This window comes from Thermosipho sp. 1070, assembly GCF_001682135.1.
Taxonomy (GTDB): Bacteria; Thermotogota; Thermotogae; order Thermotogales; family Fervidobacteriaceae; genus Thermosipho; species Thermosipho affectus.
Map to the genome: position 1 here is coordinate 904,111 of NZ_CP007121.1, position 19,941 is coordinate 924,051.

Annotated in this window: 19 protein-coding genes, 1 pseudogene and 1 CRISPR repeat array (1 of these 21 only partly in view); of the genes and pseudogenes, 15 read left to right on the forward strand and 5 right to left on the reverse strand. The window is 31.6% G+C overall.

Features of this window, described 5'->3' with window-relative positions; all coding sequences use genetic code 11:
- Positions 1-35: 35 nt before the first annotated feature.
- The 15 genes from Y592_RS04520 to mutL all read left to right on the forward strand — a co-directional run bounded on the left by Y592_RS04520 (position 36) and on the right by mutL (position 15,116).
- A complete protein-coding gene (locus Y592_RS04520) occupies positions 36-1,226 on the forward strand; it encodes a competence/damage-inducible protein A (protein WP_075665828.1) in 1,191 nt (396 codons plus the stop codon).
- Positions 1,223-2,206 carry a LacI family DNA-binding transcriptional regulator gene (locus Y592_RS04525; RefSeq protein ID WP_075665829.1) on the forward strand — a complete coding sequence of 328 codons (984 nt, stop codon included), beginning with the start codon at positions 1,223-1,225 and terminating at the stop codon, positions 2,204-2,206. The genes Y592_RS04520 and Y592_RS04525 overlap by 4 nt, the downstream gene beginning before the upstream one ends.
- Positions 2,207-2,217: 11 nt before the next feature.
- Entirely contained in the window at positions 2,218-2,853 is a 636-nt protein-coding gene (locus Y592_RS04530; RefSeq protein WP_075665830.1) for a hypothetical protein, read from the forward strand.
- A 4-nt stretch (positions 2,854-2,857) separates the two neighbouring features.
- Positions 2,858-3,301, forward strand: coding sequence for an SRPBCC family protein (locus Y592_RS04535; RefSeq protein WP_075665831.1), 444 nt, complete (start codon positions 2,858-2,860; stop codon positions 3,299-3,301).
- Between the two features lie 363 nt (positions 3,302-3,664).
- Positions 3,665-5,548 carry an ATP-dependent helicase gene (locus Y592_RS04540; RefSeq protein WP_088368899.1) on the forward strand — a complete coding sequence of 628 codons (1,884 nt, stop codon included), beginning with the start codon at positions 3,665-3,667 and terminating at the stop codon, positions 5,546-5,548.
- Positions 5,545-6,291, forward strand: a complete 747-nt coding sequence (locus Y592_RS04545; protein ID WP_077287401.1) for a DUF72 domain-containing protein — start codon at positions 5,545-5,547, stop codon at positions 6,289-6,291. Before Y592_RS04540 ends, Y592_RS04545 begins: the two co-directional genes overlap by 4 nt.
- Complete coding sequence (locus tag Y592_RS04550; protein ID WP_075665834.1) at positions 6,278-6,886, forward strand: RNA polymerase sigma factor; 609 nt, start codon at positions 6,278-6,280, stop codon at positions 6,884-6,886. Before Y592_RS04545 ends, Y592_RS04550 begins: the two co-directional genes overlap by 14 nt.
- On the forward strand, positions 6,883-7,170 hold the full coding sequence (locus Y592_RS04555) for a hypothetical protein (protein WP_075665835.1): 288 nt from the start codon (positions 6,883-6,885) through the stop codon (positions 7,168-7,170). The genes Y592_RS04550 and Y592_RS04555 overlap by 4 nt, the downstream gene beginning before the upstream one ends.
- Positions 7,171-7,181: 11 nt before the next feature.
- Positions 7,182-7,898: a hypothetical protein gene (locus tag Y592_RS04560; RefSeq protein WP_075665836.1), complete on the forward strand. Its 717-nt coding sequence runs from the start codon at positions 7,182-7,184 to the stop codon at positions 7,896-7,898.
- Positions 7,876-9,423 carry a radical SAM protein gene (locus Y592_RS04565; protein ID WP_075665837.1) on the forward strand — a complete coding sequence of 516 codons (1,548 nt, stop codon included), beginning with the start codon at positions 7,876-7,878 and terminating at the stop codon, positions 9,421-9,423. The genes Y592_RS04560 and Y592_RS04565 overlap by 23 nt, the downstream gene beginning before the upstream one ends.
- A complete protein-coding gene (locus Y592_RS04570) occupies positions 9,416-10,375 on the forward strand; it encodes a sensor domain-containing diguanylate cyclase (RefSeq protein WP_232218155.1) in 960 nt (319 codons plus the stop codon). Before Y592_RS04565 ends, Y592_RS04570 begins: the two co-directional genes overlap by 8 nt.
- Positions 10,376-10,378: 3 nt before the next feature.
- On the forward strand, positions 10,379-11,608 hold the full coding sequence (locus tag Y592_RS04575; RefSeq protein ID WP_075665838.1) for an HD-GYP domain-containing protein: 1,230 nt from the start codon (positions 10,379-10,381) through the stop codon (positions 11,606-11,608).
- A gap of 12 nt (positions 11,609-11,620) precedes the next feature.
- A complete protein-coding gene (locus tag Y592_RS04580) occupies positions 11,621-12,088 on the forward strand; it encodes a metallophosphoesterase family protein (protein ID WP_075665839.1) in 468 nt (155 codons plus the stop codon).
- Positions 12,089-12,090: 2 nt separating this feature from the next.
- On the forward strand, positions 12,091-13,458 hold the full coding sequence (locus tag Y592_RS04585; protein ID WP_075665840.1) for an alpha-amylase family glycosyl hydrolase: 1,368 nt from the start codon (positions 12,091-12,093) through the stop codon (positions 13,456-13,458).
- Complete coding sequence (gene mutL, locus Y592_RS04590) at positions 13,458-15,116, forward strand: DNA mismatch repair endonuclease MutL (RefSeq protein ID WP_075665841.1); 1,659 nt, start codon at positions 13,458-13,460, stop codon at positions 15,114-15,116. The genes Y592_RS04585 and mutL overlap by 1 nt, the downstream gene beginning before the upstream one ends.
- Here mutL and Y592_RS04595 read toward each other — a convergent pair.
- The 5 genes and pseudogenes from Y592_RS04595 to Y592_RS09345 all read right to left on the reverse strand — a co-directional run.
- Positions 15,040-15,855 (reverse strand): metallophosphoesterase family protein, encoded by an 816-nt coding sequence (locus Y592_RS04595; protein WP_075665842.1) that lies wholly within the window; start codon positions 15,853-15,855, stop codon positions 15,040-15,042. The two genes, mutL and Y592_RS04595, sit on opposite strands and share 77 nt — an antisense overlap.
- 48 nt (positions 15,856-15,903) lie before the next feature.
- The gene (locus tag Y592_RS04600) at positions 15,904-16,788 is read right to left on the reverse strand and encodes a glycoside hydrolase family 130 protein (protein WP_075665843.1); all 885 of its coding nucleotides are present in this window, start codon (positions 16,786-16,788) and stop codon (positions 15,904-15,906) included.
- 15 nt (positions 16,789-16,803) lie between these two features.
- Positions 16,804-17,778, reverse strand: a complete 975-nt coding sequence (locus Y592_RS04605) for a LacI family DNA-binding transcriptional regulator (RefSeq protein ID WP_075665844.1) — start codon at positions 17,776-17,778, stop codon at positions 16,804-16,806.
- Between the two features lie 212 nt (positions 17,779-17,990).
- Positions 17,991-19,244 (reverse strand): TrpB-like pyridoxal phosphate-dependent enzyme, encoded by a 1,254-nt coding sequence (locus Y592_RS04610; RefSeq protein ID WP_075665845.1) that lies wholly within the window; start codon positions 19,242-19,244, stop codon positions 17,991-17,993.
- Between the two features lie 356 nt (positions 19,245-19,600).
- A pseudogene (locus Y592_RS09345) lies at positions 19,601-19,729 on the reverse strand (IS5-like element ISAae1 family transposase); the annotation flags it as partial.
- A 40-nt stretch (positions 19,730-19,769) separates the two neighbouring features.
- Positions 19,770-19,941: a CRISPR direct-repeat array (repeat unit 30 nt; unit sequence GTTTCCATTCCTCATAGGTATGTTCTAAAC); it runs 1,335 nt beyond the window's last position.

Genomic DNA, 19,941 nt, shown 5'->3' on the forward strand with positions numbered 1-19,941 from the left:
GGAAACGTTCCAAACACGAAAAGAGGTGAATTCATATGAAAAAATCCATAATTTTGGCAATAGGAAATGAACTAGTCGAGGGAATAATACTAGATACAAACTCAAAATATATATCAAGAAAGTTATTAGATTTTGGATACAAAACTATAGCTATAAAAACACTTCCAGATGACATGAAAATATTGGTAGAAGAAATTAAAAGTTCCTTAAAAAAAGCAGATTTATTAATAACAACTGGAGGTTTAGGTCCTACAGAAGATGATCTAACAAGAGAGGCGGTTTCCAAAGCCATTGGAAAAAAACTCGTATTTTCAGATAAAATATACAAAAGCATATTAGAAAAGGTAAAAAAATTTCACAGAGAAGTGCCAGAAAATGTAAAAAAACAAGCATGGGTAATAGAAAGTGCAAGGATAATAGAAAATCCCGTTGGAACAGCACCTGGACAAATAATTGATAATATAATTATTCTTCCAGGTCCTCCTGTTGAAATGAAACCTATTTTTGATAAAGCGTTAAACTACATAGAAAAATGTGAAAAAATATATCAAAGAAGGGTTAAATTTTTGGGTATTCCAGAGGCCGTATTAGTAGAAAAATACAAAGATATAATATACAAACACGATATCAACGTTGCAACAATGGCAAGTCATATCACAGGTGTGGAATTAAGGTTTACCGGTGAAAGAAAAAAAGTAGATGAAATAGTAAATTTACTTAAGGAAAAATTATCCGATTATATTTACGCATTTGACGACAAAACAATAGAAGAAGTGGTCTTTGAAAAATTGGGAGATAAAACTGTCTCCTTTGCAGAATCTTGTACAGGTGGATTGATTTCCTCAAAATTTGTTAGTCTCCCTGGTGTTTCAAAAGTATTTAAAGGCGCAATTGTAGCATATTCAAATGAAGTAAAGGAAAATGTTTTAAATGTAAGTAAAAATACCCTTAAAACTTTTGGAGCTGTAAGTAAAGAATGCGTAACTGAAATGGCAAAAGGGGTATGTAAGATTCTAAATAGCGATTATTCCGTCTCGGTATCTGGTATAGCAGGACCCACAGGTGGTACCAAGGAAAAACCCGTAGGGACTGTTTGGATTTGTGCCTACGATAGACAAAAAGATGTTTATCTTACAAAAAATTTTCTCTTTAGGGGAAATAGACAAATAATAAGGGAAAAATCTTCACTCTACGCATTAAATCTACTAAGGAGGATTATAGAATGAAAAAGAAAAATATTACCATAAAAGATGTGGCAAAAAAAGCAGGTGTTGGTGTGGGAACTGTTTCGCGGGTTATAAATAACAGTCCGCACGTTAACCCAAGAACTAAAGAACATGTATTAAAAATTATACAGGAAATGGGTTACATGCCAAATCCTCATGCAAGAAGGCTTTCAAGTGGACACACAAAGATAATAACCACTATCTTTCCACAGATGGTTGGTGAATTTCACCAACTTTTGCTTTCTGGAATAGATGAAGTATTTGAAAAAGAAGGATATACTTCCTTTGTATATCCACTTTACAGTGAAAATAGATATAAATTTGTAAGGGAAAGCTCTGATTTTGTGCTTGGTACCGACGGAGTAATAATTGATGCGCTAAATGTTGACAAGCTCTTAAAACAGTATATCCCAAAAAATGTACCCGTTGTTTCGGTGGAATTTGATTCGCAAAAGTACGATTCTGTAATATTGGATAATTTCTACGGTGGAATGATAGCAGGAGACTATCTATCTAATTTTGAAGGTGATTTATTTATAGTAACACACGATAGAAAAACAAAATTAGAAAGTACCGTCTTTGAAGAAAGGGTAAGTGGATTTATCGAATCAATAGAAAGAAAAGGAAGAAAAGTAGCAAAAATATTTAAAATAGATCTCGATTGGCTTGAAGCAATTAAAGTTGCAAAAGCTGTTTTTTCCATTTCAAAAAAACCCCTTATATTTGCAACAACAGATTACTTTGCATTCCCGGTAATAGAATTTGCAAGGATAAAAGGACTTGAACCTAAAGAAGACTTTTTTCTCTGTGGATTTGATAATCTTACTTTATCCAGCATATTAAATATTACCACCATAAAACAACCTATAAAGAAAATGGGAAAAACTGCAGGTGAAATGTTATTAAGAAAAATAAAGGGATATAGCAGAAAAAGACAAACAGTTGCCTTTAAACCTGAATTAATAGAAAGAAATACATAAGGAGGAATATTATGAAAAAAGGTGATTTTATTTGGATATTTACATTTCTTCTAATAATTTTTCTTTTAATCTTTCTCCATGACTATTATATAGCTTTAAATAGATCCCATCCATACTTTATGGGATTTTTAAAGGTATCCATACTTGCAACTATGGGAGAAGTACTATCTTTGAGATTACAAAGAAAAAGATATACAAAACCATACGGATTAATATACAGATTTATTATATGGGGATTTCTAGGTATGTGTTTTGTACTTGTATTTGAATTATTTTCAAGTGGCACGTATATTGTTATGGAAAAAGGACTTCTTCCAGGAAAAAATAAATTCCTTCACGCATTTTTTACCAGCACACTGATGAACCTTATATTTGCTCCAACTTTTATGGCATTTCATAGAATAACCGATACCTACATAGACTTGGGAAAAGGAAGAATAAAAGAAATATTTTCCGTAAAATTTAGTGATGTTATAAATACAATTGACTGGAATAAATTTTTTGGTTTTGTTGTTCTAAAAACTATACCGTTTTTTTGGATTCCAGCCCATACTATTACATTCTTACTACCAGCAGAATACAGGGTATTAACAGCTGCAATGCTCTCTATTGCACTGGGAGTGTTGTTATCCATACGAAAGGGGTAATACTGTGCTTAAATTGAAACCCATGCATTTTACAGATTTTATAGATGCACCTGTTGAAAAGGTATACAAAACGTTTGTAAATGAAAACGGATGGGATCCATGGTTTACAGATGGCATGAAAATGGAATTAAAAGACGGTGGAAAGATATTCTTTAGATGGGAAAGATTAACAGGTGAAGAGGTTATTGATAGGGGATACACTATTGAAATAATTCCAAACAAGTTATGGGAATTCTGGTGGTATGAATACGAAGACGGATTTAGATCAAAAGTTACTATAAAGTTTCAAAAGAACTTAGACGGTGGAACTTGGATAAGTATAACGGATAATACCATTGTTAAAAGCATGGAAGAAATAGACATTAGATACGGTTGTGCATTTGGATGGGGACAGATGCTCATACTCGCAAAGGCATATATAGAACAAAATATAATACTACTTCGGTAAGTATTTTGGAAAGTTTATATACTACATATAGTTCTTTGGAAAGATTTATACACTATATATTGATTTCTAACCACATGGTAAGAAATTTACTTTCCAATTTGTAGAATTTCTTACCACTAAAAAATCACGAACAATCGTCTTTTATCGTATATAATAAGAAAAACAAAAACTTACCACCAAAAACCTTATTTTATAAGTATTTATCTTCTTCTTACCAAAGACTGGTAACTTACCATTTAGAAAATTGGAAAGTTACAAATTAAGAAATAGCAACAATTTACAAGCCTTTTTTCAAAATAACTTTCCAATTTTCACCCTTATATTATTATTATTAATAAGAAAATATAAAGAAAGGATGAAAAAATGTTTGAAAAAGAACTTGATGAAGAACAATATGAAGCGGTAACAAAATCACAAGGGAAAACATTAGTAATAGCAGGACCTGGCAGTGGTAAAACAAGGGTAATTACATACAAAATAGCATACCTTATAAACTCCGGTGTAAAACCACAGGAGATAATGCTTGTTACATTTACAAAAGCAGCTGCAAAAGAAATGCTACAAAGGGCTAAAATAGTTTCAAAATCAAATCTAGAAGGTATTACGGCAGGTACGTTCCATCATGTATGTAACCTATTTCTTAGAAGATATGGAAGTACAATTGGACTAAAACCAAACTTTACCATCCTAGATAGTGAGGATGCAAAAGATTTAATGGAAAGCATTAGAAGTCAATTAATACCAAAGTCTGAAAGAAAAACAGTACCAACTGCAAAGCAACTGCTCTCAATATATTCATATATGAACAATACACTTTCATCGCTAAAAGAAGCAATAACAAGATACAATCCAAGATTTCTAGAACAAGAACATACAATAGAACAAATATTAATAAAATACCAACAAGAAAAACAAGCTCAAAATTCTGTAGATTATGATGACCTTTTAATCCATACACTCCACATACTTTCAACAAGCAAAAGCATCAGATTAAGAGAATCGGAAAGATACAAGTGGATACTCGTTGATGAATTTCAAGACACCAATATAGTACAATTTAAAATAGTAGAACTACTATCAACTGTACATAAGAACCTAATAGTTGTTGGAGACGATGCACAAAGCATTTATTCATTTAGAGGTGCAAGGTTTGAAAATGTACTCGATTTCCAAAAAGAAGCAGAAACATTCAAAATCCAAACAAATTACAGAAGTTCACAAGAAATAGTCAATTTTATAAACGAAATGCTCCCAAAAAAATCTATAAAGAAAACATTATGCGCAAAAAGAAGTACAGGTATAAAACCATTTTTAGTACAAGTATTTGACCATTACGATGAAGCAGATTTTGTAGCAAATGAAATTGTAAACTTTCAACATAACGGAATATCCTTAAATGACATTGCAGTGCTATACAGAGCACACGCACATTCCCTTGAACTTCAACTTGAACTTTCAAAACATAACATTCCTTTTAAGTTATACTCTGGTTTACGACTTACCGAAACAGCACATGTAAAAGATTGCATGGCATTTCTAAAGACCACGGTAAATCCTGAAGAAAAGATTTCATGGATACGGCTCCTAAAACTTGTAAATGGCATAGGAAATATAAAGGCAAACAACTATGCAGAAGAAATTTCAAAAATAGGATATAGCGCATTAGACAAAATAAAGGAAAAAAGTTCCGATTTTAAAAAACTAAGGGAAACTATTAAAAATACACTAACTGTAGAAAATCCAGGTGAAAGAATAAAGATATTTTACATAGACTTTTATCACAAAAAAATGGAGGAAAAATTTGAAGATTACAAAGATAGAAGAGAGGATATAGAGCGCCTTATAGAAATGGCGTCATTTTACAAAAACACCGAAAACTTTATTGGTGATATATTAATAAGTGAAAGCTATGAAATGAGAAATGAAGACAACGAAAAAGAAAAGGTAACACTTACTACTATCCACCAGGCAAAAGGGCTTGAATGGAAAGTAGTTTTTATTTTAAGTGTTAACCCCGGTGATTTTCCACATATAATGAGTCTACGCGAAAATAACATAGATGAAGAAGAAAGGTTATTTTATGTTGCAATAACACGTGCAAAAGATTATCTATACATAATCCACAGTATAGGTGGTTCATCTAGAATATTCTACGGAAATGATTATCTAATAAGACGTGGAAAGAGCTTTATAGACGAGATACCCTTTCACCTTGTTGAACACCTTGAATATGGAGTTGAAAAATGATATACATAGGAACAAGTGGTTTTCAATTTGATGATTGGATAGGTACAGTATATCCAAAAGACATTAAAAAGGCACAGATGTTAAATTATTACGTTGGAAAGTACACATTTAATACAGTTGAATTAAACTACACGTATTATAGAATGCCAAAATACAAAGGTATTGTATCTCTTTTAAGAAAAACTCCAAGAAATTTTGTATTTTCAATAAAACTACACGGTGGAATAACACACGAAAAAAATTTAGAACTTGTGGATAAATTCTTGCAAGAAACCTGTGAAATGGAAAACGAAAATAGATTGATAGGTTATCTTGCACAATTTCCGTTTTCATTTAAAAAAACTCCAGAAAGTGAAAGATATTTGTATAAACTTTCAAAAAAGATAAAAAATTTGTTTGTTGAGTTTAGACATATATCTTGGTTAGATTTTAAAACAAAAGACTTTGAAATAATAACAATTGATCAACCACAGTTAAAGGATTTCTATCCATTTAAGATAAATGCAAATGAGAAATTATACGTTAGACTCCATGGAAAAAATAAAAAGTGGTTTGAAGGAGATGTTAAAACAAGGTATAATTACAATTACAAAAGAAAAGAACTTTTGGAAATTTATGAAAAAATAAAGGATTTTGAAGGGGAAAAGTATATTTACTTTAATAACTGTTATCGTGGATACGCACTTTTAAATGCAGTGGAATTTAGGGAAATAATTGGTGGTGGAAAACTTGAAATTTTTTGAACACAAAGAAAAAGACAATAGTCAAATTAGTTGGGAAGGTGAAAAAAAGTTTATAGATGCCCTAAAAAGGGGAGAAGAATGGGCATATAGAAGGTTGTACAGAGAATATGCGCCAAAGATCGGTTCATTTGCCAAAACGTATTTTGGAACAGATGATGTAGATGACATAGTACAGGAAGTTATGTTAAGGATATTTAAAGGAATAAAGAAATTTAAGGGAAACTCTTCACTTTCTACTTGGATATATAAAATAACGTTAAATGTGTGCAACACGTATTACGAAAAATTCAAAAAGAAAAGTGAGAAAGTTTTTAGTGTGGAAAACGATGAAGAAGATATAGAAACAGATATTCCGGATAAAGAAAAAGATGTGCAAAAAGAAGTGGAATCGGAATTATTATACGAAAAAATCAATAAAGTGCTAGAAAAGCTCCCGGAAAATGAGAGAATATTAATAAAACTTAGGGATATAGATGAAATGTCTTACCTTGAAATAGCGGATATCCTAAGCATACCTGAAGGCACTGTAAAGAGCAGACTTCACAATGCCAGGAAAAAATTTAAAAATCTTCTTAAGGAGGAAGGTATAGTATGACCGAGGAAAGATACGGAAAAGTTATAGAACTATTAAAACAAACCACTTGCTATAGACCGGGAGATATTTTGGAAGAAAAGGTAATTAATAATATCAAAAAAAAGAAGAGATTTTCTACGTTGTACAAATCGATAATTTTGATAGCGGGAATTAGTATAATCTCGTTAATTTACGTGGGAATTGACAAACCCAAAAATGAGGTTTTTACGCAAAAAAACACCGCACCTGTTATGGAGGAATTTGAACCAATTTATGATATAACATTGGTAAGCGATGGATTTTGAGAGGTGAAATAGTGAAAAGATTTTTTCTTTTTTTCTCGATATTTATTTCTGTATACATTTTCCCACAATCTTATCATGCATTTAGATTGATATTTGAATACTACAAAGATCAACTTCAAATGGTAAGGTATGAGGAAGTTTTCTGCAAAGATGGTAACAAAATAGTTTTTGTAAAAGTTCCAAAAAAGATAACGTGGGTAAAGTTAAATGGAAAATTTTACATTGGAACTGAAAAGTTAAAACTTTCACCACCTATAAATGACTTGGAGGATGTGTTTTATAAGTATCTTGATACACATAAACTTTCAAAGGATTTTAATGGAGAAATTACAATTGCAGAAAAATTGTTTACAATAAAAGCAGTAAAAACAAATGGAATGCTTACGAAAATTGTTAGAAAATTTAGTAATATTTTAACTGAGATGCACTTTATTTATCTTCCAACTACAAAGACATTTGAGGATATTTTATCTTCTTTAAAATTATCTGATGAAAGTGATTTACCTTATAAGATATACAGTATTTTAAATAAATTTTTGTGGTTTACACCAAAGATTTCAAAAGATAACCTTGAGATTTACGCAATAGACAAAAATGGAGAAGAAGTTATCCTTGAAATCTCGAAGAAATACGGGGAATTTAAGATAGATTCATTTTATTTAACTATAAAAAAATCAAGTAAGGAGACAAGAGAGGAAATAAAAAATGAAATCAGCCGTGTTAATTGATGGATATGTGGATGAACCCGCTGTTTTAGGAGTTCCACCATATATAAGCACATACGCCCGCTATATAGCGGGCACTTTGTTGCTAAAAGGCTTTGAAGTAACATATACTACTATAGACCAAATAAGAGAAAAAGATAATTGGCAAATTTTCAACGATTACGATGTTATGGTTATTTTATCCTCCGTTACAGTTCCTGGAAAGTACATCGGTGGAACACCAATAACGATAGATGAAATCGAAAAGCTATTTGAGCTAAACAAAAAGCCTTTTAGAATTTTAACAGGTGCAATTGTGAATTTTTTTAAAAGTACAAAAGCAGATGATGTAGCTGAAGATTTTTTAAAGTATGCATTTGAAAATGTAAGCTACGAAATAATTAGGAAAGTTTCTATAGAAGGTGCACAGATTGTAAAACAACATCCGAGATATCCAGACGTTATCTGCGAAATTGAAGTTTCATTGGGGTGTGAAAGAAGAACGTATTGTACTTTTTGCAGTGAGCCAATTTTACACCCAATTTTTTCATCAAGACCTGTAAAAGATATAGTAGATGAAGTCGAAGCCCTTTATAAGTGCGGAGTAAGGGCTTTTAGACTAGGAAGAAGTGCAAATATACTTGCGTATGGATTTGACAAAAATTCATCAAAAATTAATATTTTATTAATAAATGAGTTGTACAATGGAATTAGAGATGTAGCACCTGAGTTGGAAGTATTGCATACAGACAATGCAAACCCGGGATTTATAGCAAAATATTATCCAGAAAGTGCCAAGGCAATAGAGGTAATTGTAAAATACAACACGCCTGGTGATATCTTTTCATTTGGAGTGGAGAGTTTTGATGAAGATGTAAGAAAAAAGAATAATATCCAAGGAAGTGTAGATGATATAGATTTTGCAATAAGACTTGTAAACGAGGTTGGTGGAAAAAGGGTGGAAGGCGTACCAAAGCTTTTACCTGGATTAAACTTTATATTTGGTTTATACGGTGAAACAAGAAAGTCATATGATATATTGTACAAAAAATTAAAAGAATATTTAAATGATAATGTATTGATAAGAAGGATAAATTTAAGGCAGCTTTATTTGGTCCCAAATACACCTATTTGGTATTTGAGCAAGAGAAAGCATCTTAAGGTAAATAAAAAGTTATTTAACCACTATAAATATCTAATTAGAAGAGAAATAGATTCCCCTATGCTAAGAAAAGTATTTCCAAAAGGAACTATCATTCGAAATGTAATTTCTGAATTTAAAGAGGGAAATATAACGTTTGCAAGACCTCTTGGTACTTACCCTATTCTAATAGGTGTTATAGGAATTTTCGAAGGAAAATCAGATGTTTATGTGGTGGATCATGGAAGAAGGTCTATTACGGCAATTGAAATGGAAAGAAAAGTAGGCGATTACTCAATTAATGAGCTTACAAAAATTCCGGGTATAGGAAAATCAACTGCACAAATGTTAAAAGAAAAATTTTTCAACCAGCCTTTATGGAAAGTATTGGAGGGACAAGTTGATTAAATCGTATTTTGACCTTTTGACATCTAAAATTTTACTGGAAACAACTGTGGAAGTTTTAAAAGATGAAAGTGTAGATAAGTTTTTCCATAAGTTAGCGGATAAATCATTACCCATTTTAAAATTTGACGCATGGTCTGTTTTGGAAGTGGAGGATAAAGAAAGGGTAAAGTTTGTTGCTGTATCTGATTTTTACCAAAGGTTTGATGTTGAAAAAATTGAAAAAAAACTTTCTTTTCAAGATTTTGCGTTGTATAATGTAGTTTTAAATACCAAGAGGTGGAAATATATAAAAGACGTTTCAAAGACAAGGGCTTGGGTACCAAATAATAGAATTTCTTCTTGGATAGGGATTCCATTGCTTTTTGATTCTAAAGTATATGGTGTTTTAAGTTTAGATTATTTTAAGATAAAAAGACTTGGACTAAAGGAAAAGCTATTTTTGGATAATTTTCAAAGAAATTTTTCCAAAATTGCATCTGATTTTAGACAGCTTAAGGAACTATTCTATCAAAAGTATATTGATCAACTTACAAGTTTAAAAAACAGGCATTTTATAGAAGAATTTTTCGAAAGTAATAAAGAAAGGGTTGGATTAATTTTTTGTGATTTAAATAAATTTAAATCTATAAACGATACATATGGACATAGATTTGGCGATGAAGTTATAAAGGTCGTGGCAAAGAGATTAAAAAATGTATTAAAATCCACTGATCAAGTGGTAAGATACGGAGGAGATGAATTTATAATCATAACAAAAAATGTGGATAAAATACATGTAATAATAAATAGGATTAAGAATATAATTAAAAAATATGATATAATTATCGATGGGAAGAAAGTGAATTTGGGAATTTCTTGTGGATATGCAATCTTTCCAGATGATGGAACGGATCTTTGGGAAATACTACATATTGCTGATCTTAGAATGTATGAAGAAAAAAAAAAGGAGTAAAAGATGAAGATTCTTTTTAATACGATAAATCTAGTTCCAAATTTTGGTGTACATTCTCTTCAAGTAGCCTTTCTATCATCTGAGATTTCAAAATTGCTTTCCCTTGATTATAAAAAGGCATTTATAACAGGATATATACATGATATTGGAGTTTTAATTCCCCATGAAGGTTTTGTTTTGGATGATATCAACTCATCGTATCTTTTACTCCATGATGTATCAAGTCTTAATGAGCTTACAAGAATGCATACTATAATAGGAAGTTTTATAATAAGCCAGATAAATTCACTAAAAGAATATTCGGATATCATCCTAAAGCACCATGCTGTTCCAAAGTTTTTGGATGAAAAATTTAAAGATGATATCTATGCGAATGTTATTTCAATATCTGAAGAAATATCAAAGTACCATTTTATTAACGATGATGTGGATTACGACGATCTCTTTTTTCCGATTTTATCCATAAAAAATAGATTTTTTAAAGAAGTTTTTGATGCGGCTGTAGAATGCATAAAAAAAGAGTACGTGATGTGGATATTGGATGATATAAAACGTAACATATTAAAGGAAAAGCTAATCCAAGAATTTATAGATATAAGAAAAGACCAAGATTTCTTAGTTGAGTTGGGGATTTTAATTTCATTTATAGTAGATGTAAAGAGCAAATTTACAAAAGATCACTCATGGAGAGTTGCAACGGTAGCACGTGAAATGGCAAGTGTAGCTTCATTGGATAAAGACTCCATGTTTTTAGCGGGATTGTACCATGATATTGGAAAGATAACAACACCTATAAGTATTTTAGAAAAAAAAGGAAAGTTAACAGAAAGCGAGATAAAGATAATGAAAAAACACGTGTATTATTCTATGATTATCCTACACGATTATTTGAATGAAAGTTGGTATTTACCCGCTGTAAGACATCAGGAGAGGTGTGATGGAACGGGATATCCGCTTAGATTAATTTCTGATAATATGGAATTTGAAGATAAAATACTTCAGGTAGCAGATTATTTTTCTGCATTGCTTGAAGATAGACCATATAGGGAAGGTTTTAGTGCTGAAAAGGCTTTTGAAATAACCTATGAGACGGCAAAAAAAGGTACATTGTCTGTTGAAGCTGTGGATGTTTTAAACGAAGTGTTGAAAAAAGATATGGATTTTAAAAATATTCCATATATTTCAGATGTGCAAAAAAACATTGATCAGTTTATAAATGGTATAACCATTTAAGGGGGGGAGTGTGTGAAGTTTTTGGTAATTTCCGATTTACATATTCCCACTAGAAATAGGGAAATACACCCAAAGATTGTTGAGCTTTCCAAAGAGTTGGATGGAGTTTTTGCATTGGGTGATTTTGTTGATTTAAATACAGTTTTGTATTTGCAATCTTTAAATAGAAATTTTTACGCAGTGTTTGGCAACATGGATGATTATGACGTAAAAGATTATCTTCCCGCACAAAGAGTGGTAAAGATAGGAAGATATGTTATTGGGCTTACACATGGAAGCGGTTCACATATAAGGATTCCAGAAAGAATAGTAAATTGGTTTGATGACGATGTGGATGTAATATTATTTGGACACAGCCATGTACCTGAAGATAGAATTTTTCGTGGAAAGCGTTTCATAAATCCCGGGACAGCAATGGAAACATACGGTATAATGGAGATTGGTGATACGTTAAAATTTGAAGTATTTAAGGAGGATTAAGGATGATTGGTTATGAAATTTATATCCGCTCTTTTTACGATTACAACAGCGATGGTATTGGAGATTTCAAAGGACTTTCACAAAAGGTATCTTATTTAAAGGATTTAGGTGTAGACCTTGTTTGGATAATGCCGCATTTTAGAGCACCAAGTTATCATGGATATGATATAATTAATTTTTTTGATACAAATATTTCGTATGGAACACTAGAAGAATTCAAAAAAATGGTAGATGTTTTACATGAAAATGGTATAAGAGTTGTCATTGATTTACCTTTAAATCACGTTTCTTCAAGGCATCCTTGGTTTAAAGCAGCACTTGAAGATGATCCAAAATACAAAAATTATTTTCTTTGGGCAGATGAAGATGTAGATTTAAGCGAAAAAAGGCCTTGGGATAATGAGGTGATTTGGCATCCATATAAAGGAAAGTGGTATTATGGAGTATTTGGGGGAGCATCACCCGATTTAAACTATGAAAATGAAGAAGTTGTAGAAGAGGCGCTAAAAATTGTGGAGTTTTGGTTGAAAGTGGGAGTAGATGGTTTTAGATTTGATGCGGCAAAGCATATTTACGATTATGATACTGTAAACAAGAGATTTCACTACAACCATGAAAAAAATATTGCTTTTTGGAAGAAAATAATGGATAAAGCAAGGGGAATAAAAAGTGATGTATTTGCCGTAACTGAAGTATGGGATTCTCCGGAAATAGTTATGGAATATGCAAAGACAATAGGATGTTCATTTAATTTTTACTTTACAGAGGCTCTAAAGGAATCTATGACAAATGGAAATACACATAAAATATGGGATTGTTTTTCAAGGACTTTAATGGATAATAGAGGGTTGTATATCCCTTCAAATTTTTCCGGAAATCACGATATAACACGACTTGCATCTGTTGTAAAATCAGAAGAACAAAGAAAGGTGTTCTTTGCGATGCTTTTAACGACACCTGGTATACCATTTATTTACTATGGTGATGAATTGGGAATGAAAGGCGTTTTTGATCCATACTTTACAGAAAACGTAATAGAACCTATGCCTTGGTATGCTTCACTTTCAGGTGAAGGACAAACTTTATGGAAATCTATAGGTTTTAATTATGCATTTACAGGTGTTTCCGTTGAGGAGCAATTAAAGAGAGAAGATAGTTTACTTAACACCGTAAAACAATGGATAAGGTTTAGAAAGGAAAATACTTGGATGGTGAATTCGTGGATAGTGGATTTAAAAACAAGTGAGTTTGTTGTAGCGTATACCATTACAAATGGAGAAAAGTCCTTTAGAATATATCACAATATAGCAGGGCACGAAGAGCATTTTGAGGGAATTCACCTAAAACCATTTGAATCGAAGGTGCTTTAATGGCAAAGATAAAGAAACTTGACAAAAATGTAATTTCCAAAATAGCAGCGGGAGAAGTTGTAGCAGGACCCTTTTCAGTTGTAAAAGAACTCGTGGAAAATGCACTAGATGCCCGTGCAAAAAAGATAGAAGTAGAGATCCAAAACGGTGGAAAAAGTTATATAAAGGTAAAAGATAATGGAGAAGGTATGTCAAAAGACGACCTTCTCCTTTCTGTTGAAGAACACACAACTAGCAAAATAAAAGATTTTGAAGATATATACACCTTGTATTCATTTGGATTTAGAGGTGAGGCACTATCTTCTATATCAAAGGTAAGTAGAGTTGTAATTACTTCAAATAATGGAGAAGAATCTCATAGACTTGAAGTTATAGGAGGGAAAATAAAGAAGATAGAGGAATTTCCCACTATTGAGCGAGGAACAACTGTTGAGGTTCTTGATTTGTTTTTTAATGTACCTGCAAGGAGAAAATTTTTAAAATCCGCAGCTGTTGAAAAAAGGCGTGTTATAGAATTTGTGGAAAAGTTTTTGCTGAGCAATCCTGAAGTTTCCTTTACTCTAAAGTCCGATGGTGATGTTTTGTACAATGCAGAATCTTCCAGTTTGGAAGAAAGATTTAAGTTGATATTTCCAGAGGTAAGAGAATTTACAAATATTAACGGGAAATTTGTAAATGGTATTATCTCATCTCCCAACTATTACAGAAAAAATCGTACAGGACAGATCTTTTTTGTACAAAAAAGATATGTAGTAGATAAAATGCTTTATCATGTATTTGAAAATGGATATGGAGAGTCCTTGGTAAATCACCCATATGGTGTGTTGTTTATAGATTTACCACCAAAGTATGTAGATGTAAACGTACACCCACAAAAACTTGAGGTAAAGTTTTCAGATCCCAACGCGATTTATTCGGATATAATAAGAACTGTTAGGAATGCACTGAAAAAATTTATATCAAAGAAAATATTTGTAAGTGATAAAAAATTTGAAGTTAAAGAAAGGCATCTTAACTACATTAATAGGCAAAAGGTAGAAAATGAAATTCCAAAAAATCAAATTTTTCAGACTTTGTTTGATATAGAGAGAAGGAATTTGGAAGTAAAAAGAGATGTTATTATTTTAAGGAAAAGATATGTCTTGTTTGAATCTGAAGATGGTATCTATATAATGGATTTTCACGCAGCGCATGAGAGAATATTGTATGAAGATATATTAAAAAAGTTAAATGAAAAAGTAGATGTGTTGGATTTAATGATACCTATTGAAGTAAAATTTGGAAAGAGTTTTTTAAGTATTGCAAGCGAGAGGAAAAATGATTTTGAAAAGTTTGGATTTGATATAAAAATAGAAGATGATAGTATAAAGATCCTTTCTGTTCCGTCGTTTATTAAACCTTCAAATGTTGAAGAAGTATTAAGGGAAATATTGGATGAATTTAGATTACCTGGGGATAGTCCCAAAAATATGAAACACATTATTGCAGACAAAGCGTGTAAGAGTGCGGTAAAAACAGGATATGATATTACTGAAAGTGAGGCAAAAAAACTAGTTGAGGAAGTTTTAAAAAGGGGACTGACTACTTGTCCCCATGGAAGACCTCTTTTTTTAAAATTAACTTTTCACGAACTTGATAGTTATTTTGAGAGGATTTAGCTTCTCCCATATCAAAAGTTTTACCAAGTGCAAGTACTACTCCTAATTCAACGGGAAGTCCTTTTTTGACTATTTTTTCAACCACTGTTTTTATGTTGTACTCTACAAACTTAAATTTGTAACTTACCACTCCATTTTCTATTTCCAAAATTAAGTACGTAGCACCTGGTTTTCCATCCTTTGTTCTTCCCACACTTCCCGGGTTTAAAATAATTTTTCCACAAAGATATTTTGCCATTGTAATATGTGTATGACCTGTGATTATTATATCCTCATTTGTAGATTGTGTAATTAGCTTTAGCCTTTCTGGGGAAATATCTGGTTTTACGTATTCTAAAAGATAATTTAGCGGACTTCCGTGTACTAGCAAAATTTTTACATTTTCTACTTCTAAAGAAAGCTTCTGTGGAAGGTTTTTCAAAAATTCTTTATTTTTGTCACTGGTATTCCTTATTGTCCATGAAAGAGATATATCACCTATTTCTGTCTCTCTGCCAGGATTATATGAACAACCACAACTGTTTTTTTCATTTCCCACTGCATCGTCGTAATTTCCCATAACAGAGATAATACCTTTTTCTTTAATTAATTCAATTACCTTATTTGGATTTGGACCGTATCCTACTAAATCTCCTAAACAATATATTTGATCAACTTTTTCATTTTCAATATCAAATAGCACACTTTCAAGTGCTTCAAGATTTGAATGGATATCTGAGATGAATGCAATTTTTTTCAAAAACTCACTCCTTTTTTTGGGATATTAATTATATTGTATCATTTGTTTTTATTCTTTTATCCATTTTTCCACTTTTTCCGTATCTATGGTTGCAAGTGCTATGTAATTATCTGCTCCTCCGTAATAAATGTAATATTTATCTTTGTATCTTACCATTGCATCTGAGAAGACGACATTTGGAACTCCTCCAAAAATCTCCCATTCTTCTTTGGGTTCTAAAATAGGTTCTTGTGATCTTTTAATTATTTTAGTTGGATCGTTTAAATCAAGAAGCATAAATCCCAATCTGTATATATTTCTTGGAGCTTTTTGTACGCCGTGGTACAAAAGAAGCCAGCCATATTTGGTCTTAATTGGAGGTGCACCTGCCCCAATCTTAAGGTTATCCCAGTAATTTTTTCTTGGAGATGCTATTTTTACATAATTTTCCCAGTGTATTAAGTCATCTGAAAATGCAAGATAAATATCAGGTTCGATTCTGTGAATAAGTACATATTTTCCGTTTATTTTTTCTGGAAAAAGGGTAGCATCTTTGTTAGGACTTTCAGGGAGTATTGTTCCAAATCTTTCATACGTGATGAAATTCTTTGTTCTTGCCATTGCAACTTTAATACCCGTTGGAGAATATGCAGTGTAGTTTATATAATAGTATCCTTCTAAGAAAGTAATTCTTGGATCTTCAACTCCGTATAATTCTTCTTGTGTTGATGGACCAAATACGTATTTTTCAAGTCTATTCCAGTGTATACCGTCTGTGCTAACGGCATAGCCTAATCTTGATACCATATCTTCTCCTTGTGCTCTATAGAGCATATGGAATAATTCTCCATCAAATACCACTGCGGGATTAAAAACAAATCTACTTTCCCATATATGATTTGGATTGGGACCAAATAAAGGATTTTTGAAATGTCTTTCGAGTTTTAGTTCCATGTATTTCGCTCCTTTCTATATAGAACTTTTTCTCTTGATAAATTTAGTAAATAAAGATATCATAACAGGATGAGTATCATGCCCAATAAGAAGTTCATACATTCTCTTTGCGGTTAAAGATCCCATCTCATCTTTGAAAACCTTTAAAGTAGTTAAAGGTGGTTCAAACTCTTTTGCACTGAGTATATCGTCAAAACCTATTATTGATACATCTTCTGGTATTTTAAAATTCCTTTTTTTTAATTCTCTAATCACTCTCATTGCGGTGATATCATTTGAAGCAAAGATAGCTTCTGGAATACCGTCTTTTTTTAGCATAAATTCTATTACATCTTCCATGTTATCTTTTACATCATCGTATTCATAATACTTTGGAAGTAGATTTGCTTGATGCATAGCTGTGGTATACCCTTCAAATCTTCCCTTAAAACCGTATGAATTCAATGGACCGTGTATGTGAAATATTTTTCTAAATCCCTTCTTTATTAGATAATTAGTTGCATAATATGCTCCATCGTATCCATTTGTGACAATACAGTTAATCTTTTCTCCTGGAATGTAATGATCCAAAAGTAAAAAAGGTTTTTTAGTAACTTTATATTGCTCTATTACTTCTTTTGTAGTGTCACCACCCACAAGTATGTACCCATCACATTCTATAGGGGTAAGTAAGTTTGTTTTACAAAATTCAATACCGTATTCCCCACCAATTTTTTCCAAAAATGTTAATATAACAGAATAAAATTCTGGAGATGTATTTTCACTTTCCATTTTTTTCAATCTGTCACTTTCACAAATTCCCACTTTAAACTTTTTTTTGTGCCTTGCAAGTGCAGAAGCAAGAATCTTTGGTTTGTAATTTAATTCTTCGATTGCTTTTAAAACTTTCATCTTGGTTTTTTCTGAGACATTTTCTAAATTATTTAACACACGTGATACGGTTGCAATAGAAACCCCAGCTTTTCTTGCAACATCATCTATTGTTACCACAAAAAATCCTCCTTTTTTGTAAGCGGTTTTATAGTGTATTAAATAGCTTAACACTTTAAAAGATATTTTCAAAATCTAGATATGCATTTCATTTGAAAATTATGTGTAAAAATATAGATTTTTCTTTAATTTATCTAGTTTTTTCTTTAAGTATCTATATGTAACCGTTTACATTATAAAAAAATAAAAAAGGCCACCTGGAGGTGGCCTTTTTACACGTATGCTGCTAAATCAAATAATCCGTGACCTGAAAGTGTAAATACAATTGTTTTTTCTATTTTTTCTTCTTTTGCTTTCAGTGCTTCTTTTATAGCTCCTGCTATTGCGTGAGCAGATTCAGGTGCTGGTATTATTCCTTCAACTTTAGCAAAAATTTTTGCAGCTTGAAAGGTTTCGTTTTGATCAAATGCTTCTGCCTCGATTAATTTGTTTTTCAAAAGAGCTGAAACGATAGGAGCAGCTCCATGGTATCTTAATCCACCTGCGTGTATTTTAGGTGGAACAAAGTCTTTTCCAAGTGTGAACATTTTTAAAAGAGGTGTAAATCCTACACTGTCTCCAAAATCGTATTTGTATTCTCCCTTGGTCAAAGTTGGACAACTTTTTGGCTCGCAAGCCAAAAATTTTATGTTTTTTCCGGAGAGTTTTTCCGGTATAAACGGTAATATTGTACCTCCAAAATTTGAACCTCCACCATGACAACCTATTAAAACATTGGGAATTAAACCTAATTTTTCAAGTTGTTTTTTTATTTCAAGTCCAATTATCGTTTGATGCAAAAGCACGTGGTTTAATACGCTGCCTAGCGCATATTTTGAGTTTTTTTGTTCTAAAACTTTTTCCATAGCTTCACTAATTGCAATTCCAAGAGTTCCAGGATGATCTTCTCCGTATTTTTTTCCAGATGCCGTTAGATTACTTGGGGATGGAACAACTTCTCCATTAAAGAGATTCATTAACTGTTTTCTGGCAGGTTTTTGCATATAGCTTACTCTTACCATGAAAACTTTTATTTTTAATCCAAATTTTAATCCTGCATATGAAAGTGCGCTCCCCCATTGACCGGCACCCGTTTCTGTATAAAGGGTTTTAGTGCCAGAAATCTTGTTGTAATATGCTTGTGCAAGTGCGGTATTTGTCTTGTGACTACCTGTAGGACTTGCTCCTTCGTATTTGTAGTAAATCTTTGCAGGAGTCTCTAAATATCTTTCGAGAAAAGTTGCTCTGATTAATGGAGTTGGTCTAAAAACATAGTATTCATTTAATACTTCTTCTGGGATTTCAATAAATCTCTTATCTGAAACTTCTTGTTCCAATAACGGTTGTGGGAATGTTTTTAATAGTTTTTCTGGAGTCATTGGTTTGTTTGTCTCTGGATCAAGAGGTGGATCAAGCTTAAACGGTAAATCTGCAAGTACGTTGTACCAACTTTTTGGAACTTTCTGAAGATGTACATATTCTCTCATTTCTATCCCTCCTTAATATAAAAAATGCCGGGCAGATAATGCCCGGCAATTGTCCTCTCAAGTATATTTTTACCACAACAAAGGTGGTGGACAATCGCCACTGTTCCACCACCAAACAAAGTTTTCACTTTTAAAATAGGTAAAATATTCTTTTGTCGATAATTTTTTCATAATATCACCAACTGTTAATTTTTTCTTTCTATTATTTTAATATAAAGAAGCGATATTGTCAATTAATTTCAGATTCTGTTCAAAAAACAAAGAGATATAAAACAAATAGGCATATAGAGCTATGAACTAAATACATTCGAATAATAAAGTATCTTGCACAAAATTAAATAAAAAATTATTTAGAATAACTCTATCAAGTTGTACAATATAATTCTTACATATACACGCAGTTTTGGTATTTTAAATAAAAAAGTTCTATCTCCGAATATGTTTTTCACTATTCCTATTATCTGTTCTATTCTGTACTTGATTTTTTAATAATTTTCTTTGATTTTTGTACACACACACAATGAAGTTTCCATTCCTCATAGGTATGTTCTAAACATGATATTATGGCAAAATTTATTAATTTAACACCACACACGTTTCCATTCCTCATAGGTATGTTCTAAACATTGTATATAGCAGCTGATTTAAAATTTACAGAGTTTCCATTCCTCATAGGTATGTTCTAAACGAAAAAGAG

What these genes read in the sequence shown, in the direction of transcription:
- mutL (WP_075665841.1), top strand. Translation starts at nt 13,458, where the DNA reads ATGGCAAAGATAAAGAAACTTGACAAAAATGTAATTTCCAAAATAGCA.
- Y592_RS04565 (WP_075665837.1), top strand. Translation starts at nt 7,876, where the DNA reads ATGAAATCAGCCGTGTTAATTGATGGATATGTGGATGAACCCGCTGTT.
- Y592_RS04610 (WP_075665845.1), bottom strand. Translation starts at nt 19,244, where the DNA reads ATGAGAGAATATGTACATCTTCAGAAAGTTCCAAAAAGTTGGTACAAC.
- Y592_RS04555 (WP_075665835.1), top strand. Translation starts at nt 6,883, where the DNA reads ATGACCGAGGAAAGATACGGAAAAGTTATAGAACTATTAAAACAAACC.
- Y592_RS04540 (WP_088368899.1), top strand. Translation starts at nt 3,665, where the DNA reads ATGTTTGAAAAAGAACTTGATGAAGAACAATATGAAGCGGTAACAAAA.
- Y592_RS04575 (WP_075665838.1), top strand. Translation starts at nt 10,379, where the DNA reads ATGAAGATTCTTTTTAATACGATAAATCTAGTTCCAAATTTTGGTGTA.
- Y592_RS04525 (WP_075665829.1), top strand. Translation starts at nt 1,223, where the DNA reads ATGAAAAAGAAAAATATTACCATAAAAGATGTGGCAAAAAAAGCAGGT.
- Y592_RS04520 (WP_075665828.1), top strand. Translation starts at nt 36, where the DNA reads ATGAAAAAATCCATAATTTTGGCAATAGGAAATGAACTAGTCGAGGGA.
- Y592_RS04530 (WP_075665830.1), top strand. Translation starts at nt 2,218, where the DNA reads ATGAAAAAAGGTGATTTTATTTGGATATTTACATTTCTTCTAATAATT.
- Y592_RS04545 (WP_077287401.1), top strand. Translation starts at nt 5,545, where the DNA reads ATGATATACATAGGAACAAGTGGTTTTCAATTTGATGATTGGATAGGT.
- Y592_RS04585 (WP_075665840.1), top strand. Translation starts at nt 12,091, where the DNA reads ATGATTGGTTATGAAATTTATATCCGCTCTTTTTACGATTACAACAGC.
- Y592_RS04600 (WP_075665843.1), bottom strand. Translation starts at nt 16,788, where the DNA reads ATGGAACTAAAACTCGAAAGACATTTCAAAAATCCTTTATTTGGTCCC.